7 protein-coding genes and 1 pseudogene are annotated in these 7,205 nt (G+C 72.3%); 4 read left to right on the top strand and 4 right to left on the bottom strand.

Features of this window, described 5'->3' with window-relative positions; translation table 11 throughout:
- The 3 genes from AC2W7G_RS06275 to moeZ form a co-directional block, all read right to left on the bottom strand.
- Nucleotides 1–1,294, bottom strand: a 1,294-nt coding sequence (locus AC2W7G_RS06275) for an ATP-dependent helicase (protein WP_485867677.1), incomplete at its 3' end; no start/stop codon positions are given.
- 204 nt (nucleotides 1,295–1,498) lie between these two features.
- Complete coding sequence (locus tag AC2W7G_RS06270; RefSeq protein WP_485867676.1) at nucleotides 1,499–1,801, bottom strand: MGMT family protein; 303 nt, start codon at nucleotides 1,799–1,801, stop codon at nucleotides 1,499–1,501.
- A 64-nt stretch (nucleotides 1,802–1,865) separates the two neighbouring features.
- Nucleotides 1,866–3,035, bottom strand: a complete 1,170-nt coding sequence (moeZ, locus tag AC2W7G_RS06265) for an adenylyltransferase/sulfurtransferase MoeZ (RefSeq protein ID WP_485867675.1) — start codon at nucleotides 3,033–3,035, stop codon at nucleotides 1,866–1,868.
- A gap of 122 nt (nucleotides 3,036–3,157) precedes the next feature.
- On the opposite strand from moeZ, the pseudogene AC2W7G_RS06260 reads away from it, so the two are divergent.
- The 3 genes and pseudogenes from AC2W7G_RS06260 (at nucleotide 3,158) to AC2W7G_RS06250 (ending at nucleotide 4,996) form a co-directional block, all read left to right on the top strand.
- A pseudogene (locus AC2W7G_RS06260) lies at nucleotides 3,158–4,089 on the top strand (LLM class F420-dependent oxidoreductase).
- Nucleotides 4,090–4,112: 23 nt separating this feature from the next.
- Nucleotides 4,113–4,757, top strand: a complete 645-nt coding sequence (locus AC2W7G_RS06255) for a TetR/AcrR family transcriptional regulator (RefSeq protein WP_485867674.1) — start codon at nucleotides 4,113–4,115, stop codon at nucleotides 4,755–4,757.
- The gene (locus tag AC2W7G_RS06250) at nucleotides 4,754–4,996 is read left to right on the top strand and encodes a DUF3107 domain-containing protein (RefSeq protein ID WP_485867673.1); all 243 of its coding nucleotides are present in this window, start codon (nucleotides 4,754–4,756) and stop codon (nucleotides 4,994–4,996) included. Before AC2W7G_RS06255 ends, AC2W7G_RS06250 begins: the two co-directional genes overlap by 4 nt.
- A gap of 79 nt (nucleotides 4,997–5,075) precedes the next feature.
- Here the strand turns inward: AC2W7G_RS06250 and AC2W7G_RS06245 are convergent, their stop codons facing one another.
- Nucleotides 5,076–5,783: a ferritin-like fold-containing protein gene (locus tag AC2W7G_RS06245; protein WP_485867672.1), complete on the bottom strand. Its 708-nt coding sequence runs from the start codon at nucleotides 5,781–5,783 to the stop codon at nucleotides 5,076–5,078.
- On the opposite strand from AC2W7G_RS06245, the gene AC2W7G_RS06240 reads away from it, so the two are divergent.
- Nucleotides 5,782–7,205: DEAD/DEAH box helicase (locus AC2W7G_RS06240; RefSeq protein ID WP_485867671.1), on the top strand; the 1,424-nt coding region annotated here is incomplete at its 3' end. The genes AC2W7G_RS06245 and AC2W7G_RS06240 overlap by 2 nt on opposite strands.

Genomic DNA, 7,205 nt, shown 5'->3' with positions numbered 1-7,205 from the left:
CCGAGCGGGCTGGTGAGCACCGCCTCGGCGTCGTCGGCCGACAGCGCCTGGCCTCCGAGACCGCGACGCCAGGTCGAGGGCCGCCAGCAGCGTGCGGACCGCGGCTCCTGGGCCAGCGGCAGCTCGTCGCCGGCCACGTCGACCGGACGCCGGCCGTGGTCAGCGCCCGGCGCAGCCGGGCGATGTCGCGGCTGGTGCGCACGAGGACCGCCATGTCGCGCCACGGCACCTCGGCCTTGAGATGCGCCTCGCGCAGGCGCAGCGCGACGTGCTCGGCCTCGGCCGCGGGCGTCGTGTACGTCTCGACCTCGACGCGCCCGGGCTGCTCGACCCGCGAGACCTGGTCGCGCAGGGCGGCGTAGTCGCGTCCGTCGACCGGGCCCAGCGCGCCGCGGTTGTCGACGACCGAGCGGACCGCCGCCGCGATGGCGGACCCGTAGCGGTTGGTGTGGCGCAGGACGATCGTCGGCGCCTCGCCCGCGGGGGTCGCGAACTGGCGCGGGAAGTCGAGGATTCCGTGCACGTCGGCGCCGCGGAAGCCGTAGATCGACTGGTACGGGTCGCCGACCACGACGAGGTCGCGGCCGTCGCCGGCGAGCTCGCGCAGCAGCGCGACCTGGAGCGGGTCGGTGTCCTGGTACTCGTCGACGACGACCAGGCGGTGGCGCCGCCGGGCCTCGTCGCGCACCTGCGGGTCGCGCAGCAGCTGGACGGCCTGGTGGACGATGCCGCCGTAGTCGGTGGTGTTGCGCAGCGCCGAGACGTCGGCGTACTCGCGCATGAGGTGAGCGGCGGCCCACCAGTCGTCGCGTCCGGCCTCGCGCGCCAGGTCGGCCAGCTGCTCGGGCTCGAGGTCGAGCGTCTGCGTGGCCGCCATGAGCCGGTGCAGCTCGCTGGCGAAGCCGCGGGTGCGCAGCGCCGGACGCAGGCGGGCCGGCCAGCGCTCGGCCGCGCCGCCGGTGACCAGGTCGCGCAGCATCGTGTCCTGCTCGGGGGCGCTGAGCAGGCGCATCGGCGACACGAAGTCGTCCGGCGACTGGTGGGCGCGCACGAAGGCGTAGCAGAAGGAGTGGAAGGTCATGGCCGGCGTCGTGGACACCGTGCGCGAGAGCCGGCGCGCGATGCGTCCGCGGATCTCCTCGGCCGCCTGACGGCTGAACGTCAGGACGAGCACCTCGTCGGGGCTCAGCTCGCCCTTCTCGACCCGGTCGACCACCAGCTCGACCAGCGTCGTGGTCTTGCCCGCGCCCGGACCGGCGAGCACGCGCAACGGCCCGCCACGGTGCTCGACCACGGCGCGCTGCTGGTCTCCAGCACGGGCACGCGCACCGGGGCGGCGGCGCGGCGGCGCAGGACGTACGACTCGGGCATGCCCCTATCTGAGCAGACGCGACCGACAACCCGGGCCGGAACCCACACCTCAGCGCTGGGAGTGACGTTGTGCACGCGACACGCCGCGCGGGGCGTGCACAACGTCACGCCCAGCGAGGACGACGGCTCACGGCTCGGGTGACCAGGCGGCGCGGCGCATGTCGACACGGCGCAGGTCCGGACGCATCGGGGTCTCGTCGGCCAGCAGCAGCCGCGCCGCCTCACCGTCGTGGCAGTCCGCGGGCGTCCCGTCGGCCCGCACCACGCGCCACCACGGCACCGCCGCACCGGTCGTCGACATCACGCGTCCGACGTAGCGCGGTCCGTACCCGGCCTGCAGCGCCTCGGCGATCGCGCCGTAGCTCATCACCCGGCCGGCGGGGATGCGCTCGACCAGCGCCAGCACCTGCTCCACGAACCGCTCGTCCACGCCGCGAGCATGCCAGAGGGCGGCCTCCCCACGGGGAGACCGCCCTCCGGCCGAGCGGGTCGGCTCAGTAGCTGGGCTGCGACGGGTCGACCTGGTTGACCCACGCGACCACGCCGCCGCCGACGTGCACGGCGTCGGAGTAGCCCGCACCCTTGAGCACGGCCAGCGCCTCGGCCGAGCGCACGCCGGACTTGCAGTGCAGGACGACCTGCTTGTCCTGCGGCAGCTGCTCGAACGCGCGGCCGCTGATGATCTCGTTCTTGGGGATGAGCACCGAGCCCGGGATCTTGTTGATCTCGTACTCGTTGGGCTCGCGGACGTCGACGAGGACGAAGTCGCGGGCGCCGTCCTGGCGCTCCTTGAGCCAGCCGTCCAGCGTCGTGACCGAGATGGTCGAGTCGGCCGCGGCCTCGGCGGCCTCGTCGCTGATCGCGCCGCAGAACGCCTCGTAGTCGATCAGCTCGGTCGGCAGGACGCCGTTCGGGTCCTTGCGGATCTTCAGCGTCGTGTAGCGCATCTCCAGCGCGTCGTAGACCATCAGGCGGCCGATCAGCGGGTCGCCGATGCCGGTGATGAGCTTGATCGCCTCGGTGACCATGATCGAGCCGATGGACGCGCACAGGACGCCCAGCACGCCGCCCTCGGCGCACGACGGCACCATGCCCGGCGGCGGCGCCTCCGGGTACAGGTCGCGGTACTGCGGGCCCTCCTGGGCCCAGAACACCGACACCTGGCCCTCGAACCGGTAGATCGAGCCCCACACGTACGGCTTGTTCAGGATGACGGCCGCGTCGTTGACCATGTAGCGGGTCGCGAAGTTGTCGGTGCCGTCGAGGATCAGGTCGTAGTCGGCGAAGATGTCGAGCACGTTGTCGTTGTCGAGGCGCTCGTTGTGCACGATGACGTTGACGTACGGGTTGACCTCGGCGACGGACTCCGCGGCGCTGATCGCCTTGGGCTTGTCGATGTCGCTCTGGCCGTGGATGACCTGGCGCTGCAGGTTCGACTCGTCCACCACGTCGTCGTCGACGATGCCGAGCGTGCCGACGCCGGCCGCCGCCAGGTACAGCAGGGCCGGGCTGCCGAGGCCGCCGGCGCCGATGACCAGCACCTTGGCGTTCTTCAGCCGCTTCTGGCCGGTCATGCCGACGTCCGGGATGATCAGGTGACGGCTGTAGCGACGGACCTCGTCGATCGTCAGCTCGTCGGCGGGTTCCACCAGGGGGGCGACCACGGCATCTCCTCGGGATCGGGTGCGGTGCTTGCCAGGCCCAACGCCCGGCTGCCGTCCATTCTTCCCGCGGGCCCGGCGGCCCTCGTCCGGCGTCCGGATGCTGGTCCTGCCAGACTCGCGGCATGGACCTGCGCATCTTCACCGAGCCCCAGCAGGGCGCCGACCACGAGGACCTCCTGGCCGTCGCGCAGGCGGCGGAGCGGCTCGGCTTCGACGCCTTCTTCCGCTCCGACCACTTCCTGACGATGGGCGGCGACGGCCTGCCCGGCCCGTCGGACGCCTGGATCACGCTGGCCGCGCTGGCCCGCGAGACGTCCACGATCCGGCTCGGGACGCTCATGACGTCGGCCACCTTCCGGCTGCCCGGGCCGCTGGCCATCGCCGTGGCGCAGGTCGACCGGATGAGCGGCGGACGCGTCAGCTCGGTCTCGGCGCGGGCTGGTTCGCCGAGGAGCACACCGCCTACGGCATCCCGTTCCCGGAGACGAAGGAGCGCTTCGACCGGCTCGAGGAGCAGCTGGCGATCCTCACCGGCCTGTGGGGGACGCCCGAGGGCGAGACGTTCAGCCACGCCGGCGAGCACTACACCTTGACCGACTCCCCCGCCCTGCCCAAGCCCGCGCAGCGTCCGGGCCCGCCGGTGCTCATCGGCGGCCACGGCAAGCGCCGCACGCCCGCCCTCGCCGCACGCTTCGCCGCCGAGATCAACGTCCCGTTCGGCTCGGTCGAGGCCAACCGGGTCATGTACGAGCGCACCGCCCGCGCCTGCGAGGAGATCGGCCGCGACCCCGACGAGCTCGTCCGCTCCAGCGCCCTGGTGCTGTGCGTCGGCTCCGACGAGGCCGAGATCGCCCGCCGCGCCGCCGCGATCGGCCGGGAGGTCGGCGAGCTGCGCGAGAACGGCCTGGCCGGGACGCCCGAGGAGGTCGTCGAGAAGCTGCGCGCGTACGCCGACGCCGGCAGCCGGCGGGTCTACCTGCAGGTGCTCGACCTCGCGGACCTGGACCACCTCGAGCTCGTGGCCGCCGAGGTCGCTCCCCACGTCCGCTGCTGAGCCGCCGCCGTTAGGATCGCGTCGTGACTGACACCACCTCGACCCGTCCGCGCTCGGGCCGGATGCCGCGCACCGAGCGCCGCGCGCAGCTGCTCGAGGTGGCACTGGCCGTCTTCGTGGAGCAGGGCTACCACGCCGCGTCGATGGACGAGATCGCCGACCGGGCCGGGGTCAGCAAGCCGGTGCTCTACCAGCACTTCCCCGGCAAGCTCGAGCTCTACCTGGCCCTGCTCGAGACCTCCTGCGCCGAGGTCGTCGAGGGCGTCCGCGAGGCGCTGGCCTCGACCACCGACAACCGCCGGCGCGTCCAGGCCACCATGGCCCTCTGGTACGACTACGTCGCCGACCAGGGCGCGGCGTTCCGGCTGGTCTTCGAATCCGACCTGACCAACGACCCCGCGGTGCGCAAGCTCGTCGACGGCGTCATCGAGGACTCCGCGGCGGCCATCGCCGAGGTCATCCGCGAGGACACCGGCCTGCCGGGCACCGCCGCTCACCAGCTGGCTGTCAGCCTGGTGGGCATGGGGCACGTGGGAGCCCGCACCTGGCTGGACACGCGCTCGACGCTCAGCAAGGAGCAGGCCGTGGAGCTGGCGTCCGGGCTCGCCTGGCGCGGCATCGGCGGCTTCCCGCGCGACCCCGAGAACACCGACCGAGGAGAGGAATGACCGTGGAGGTCAAGATCGGCGTCCAGAACGCCGCCCGTGAGCTGTCCGTCGAGACCGAGGAGACCCCCGAGGCGCTGCTCGCCTCGCTGGAGTCGGCGATCGCCGACAACTTGGTCTTCTCGCTGACCGACGCCAAGGGCCACACCGTGGCCGTGCCGGCCGACAAGGTCGCCTACCTGTACTTCACGTCCGAGGCCGGACGCCCCAAGGTCGGCTTCGCCGCCGGCCTGCCCGCCTGAGCCGCCGACGCGGGGCCGGACGCACGTCGAGCCCGTCGGGAGCACCGCTCCCGGCGGGCTCGACCCGTCTCCAAAGGTCTCAGGCCGCCAGGCCGAGGCGCTCCATGCGCTTCGTGTGCGCCTCGGTGATGCGCGCGAACATGCGTCCGATCGCGGCCAGGTCCATGCCCGGCACGTCCACGCCGCCGACCAGCACGGCGGCGAGGGCGTCGCGCTCGGCCACCACGGTCTGCGCCTGGCTCAGCGCCTCGCCCATGAGCCGGCGCGACCACAGCGCCAGGCGTCCGGCGATCGACGGGTCCTGCTCGATGCCGGCGCGGACGGTGTCGACGACGAACTGCGAGTGGGCCGTGCCGCTGAGCGTGTCGACGACGAGGTCGCGGGTGGACGTCTCCAGGAACGCGGCGACCTCGCGGTAGAAGTCCGAGGCCAGGCCGTCGCCGACGTACGCCTTGAGCAGGCTCTCGTAGTAGTCCGACGGCTTCGTCTGGCGGTGGTAGCGCTCGAAGATCGCCTCGAACGGCTTCATCGACTCGTACGGGTCGACGCCCATCTCGACCAGGCGGTCGCGCAGCTTCTCGAAGTGGTCGAACTCGGCGGCGGCCAGCGCGGCCACCTCCACGCGGCTGCGCAGGTCCGGCGCCATGCGCCCGTCCTGGGCCAGCTGCTCGACGGCGCTGATCTCGCCGTAGGCCAGCAGGCTGAGCAGCTCGACGACGCCGCTGCGGTACGTCGGGTCGTCCAGCGCGGAGCCTCGGCCGGACGCGTCACGCTTCGAGAGAGCCATGTCGGCAGCGTACCGAGCGGGCCGTCCGGGGCGTCGAGGCCCGGGTTTCCGGCCTCCGCGCGTAGAATGGCCCCGAACACACCCTGAACTCCTCAAGAATTCGAGTAGAGCCATCACCACGTTCCGAGACCTGGGCGTCCTGCCCGAGATCGCCGACGCGCTCGCCGAGAAGGGCATCGAGAAGCCCTTCCCCATCCAGGAGATGACCCTCTCGGTGGCCCTCATGGGCACCGACCTCATCGGCCAGGCCCGTACCGGCACCGGCAAGACCTTCGCCTTCGCGATCCCCGTCATCCAGCGCACCGTCGCCCCGCACGACCCCGACTTCGACCAGCTCGCCGCCCCCGGCAAGCCGCAGGCGCTCATCATCACGCCCACGCGCGAGCTCACCATCCAGGTGTTCAAGGACGTCGAGCTGGCCTCGGCCAAGCGCGGCACCCGCAACCTGGTCATCTACGGCGGCGTGCCGTACGAGCCGCAGCTCGAGGCGCTGGAGAAGGGCGTCGAGATCGTCGTCGGCACCCCCGGCCGCGTGCTCGACCTGGCCAACCGCGGTCACCTCGACCTGTCGCACGTGAAGTCGATCGTGCTGGACGAGGCCGACGAGATGCTCGACCTGGGCTTCCTGCCCGACGTCGAGTCGATCCTGGCCAAGACCCCCGAGCTGCGCCAGACGCTGCTGTTCTCGGCCACGATGCCGGGCGCGATCGTCTCGCTGGCGCGCAAGCACATGCGCCACCCGATGAACATCCGCGCGGAGTCGACCGAGGAGACGCAGACCGTCCCCGCGACCGCGCAGTTCGTCTACCAGGCCCACGAGATGGACAAGCCCGAGGTCGTGGCCCGCATCCTGCAGGCCGAGAACGTCGGCAAGGTCATCATCTTCACCCGCACGAAGCGCTCGGCCCAGCGCGTCGCCGACGACCTGGCCGAGCGCGGCTTCCCGTGCTCGCCGCTGCACGGCGACATGGCGCAGGGCGCCCGCGAGAAGGCGCTGACGAAGTTCCGCGACGGCGGCGTCGACATCCTCGTCGCCACCGACGTGGCCGCCCGCGGCATCGACGTCGCCGACGTCACGCACGTCATCAACTACACGTGCCCCGAGGACCACAAGACGTACGTGCACCGCATCGGCCGCACCGGCCGCGCGGGCGCGACGGGCGTCGCGATCACCTTCGTCGACTGGGCCGACATCCAGCGCTGGAAGCTCATCAACAAGGAGCTGGACCTGCCGTTCGACGAGCCGCAGGAGACCTACTCCACCTCCGAGCACCTGTTCCACGACCAGGGCATCCCGCACGGCACCAAGGGCCGGCTCAAGCCCGCCCCGCCGCGCGAGCCGAAGCCCAAGTCCGAGGGGCGACCGGGGGCGGACGCCCCCCCCCCCCTCCGGAGGCCGCGGCAACGGCGGCGGTCGCGGTC

The organism is Aeromicrobium sp. PFPM2_SD2, from assembly GCF_057364525.1.
This window is presented reverse-complemented; position numbering and strand designations above follow the sequence as displayed.

Excerpts from the sequence above, each read along its gene's own strand:
- AC2W7G_RS06250 (WP_485867673.1), top strand. The coding sequence starts at position 4,754 with ATGACCGTGGAGGTCAAGATCGGCGTCCAGAACGCCGCCCGTGAGCTG.
- AC2W7G_RS06245 (WP_485867672.1), bottom strand. The coding sequence starts at position 5,783 with ATGGCTCTCTCGAAGCGTGACGCGTCCGGCCGAGGCTCCGCGCTGGAC.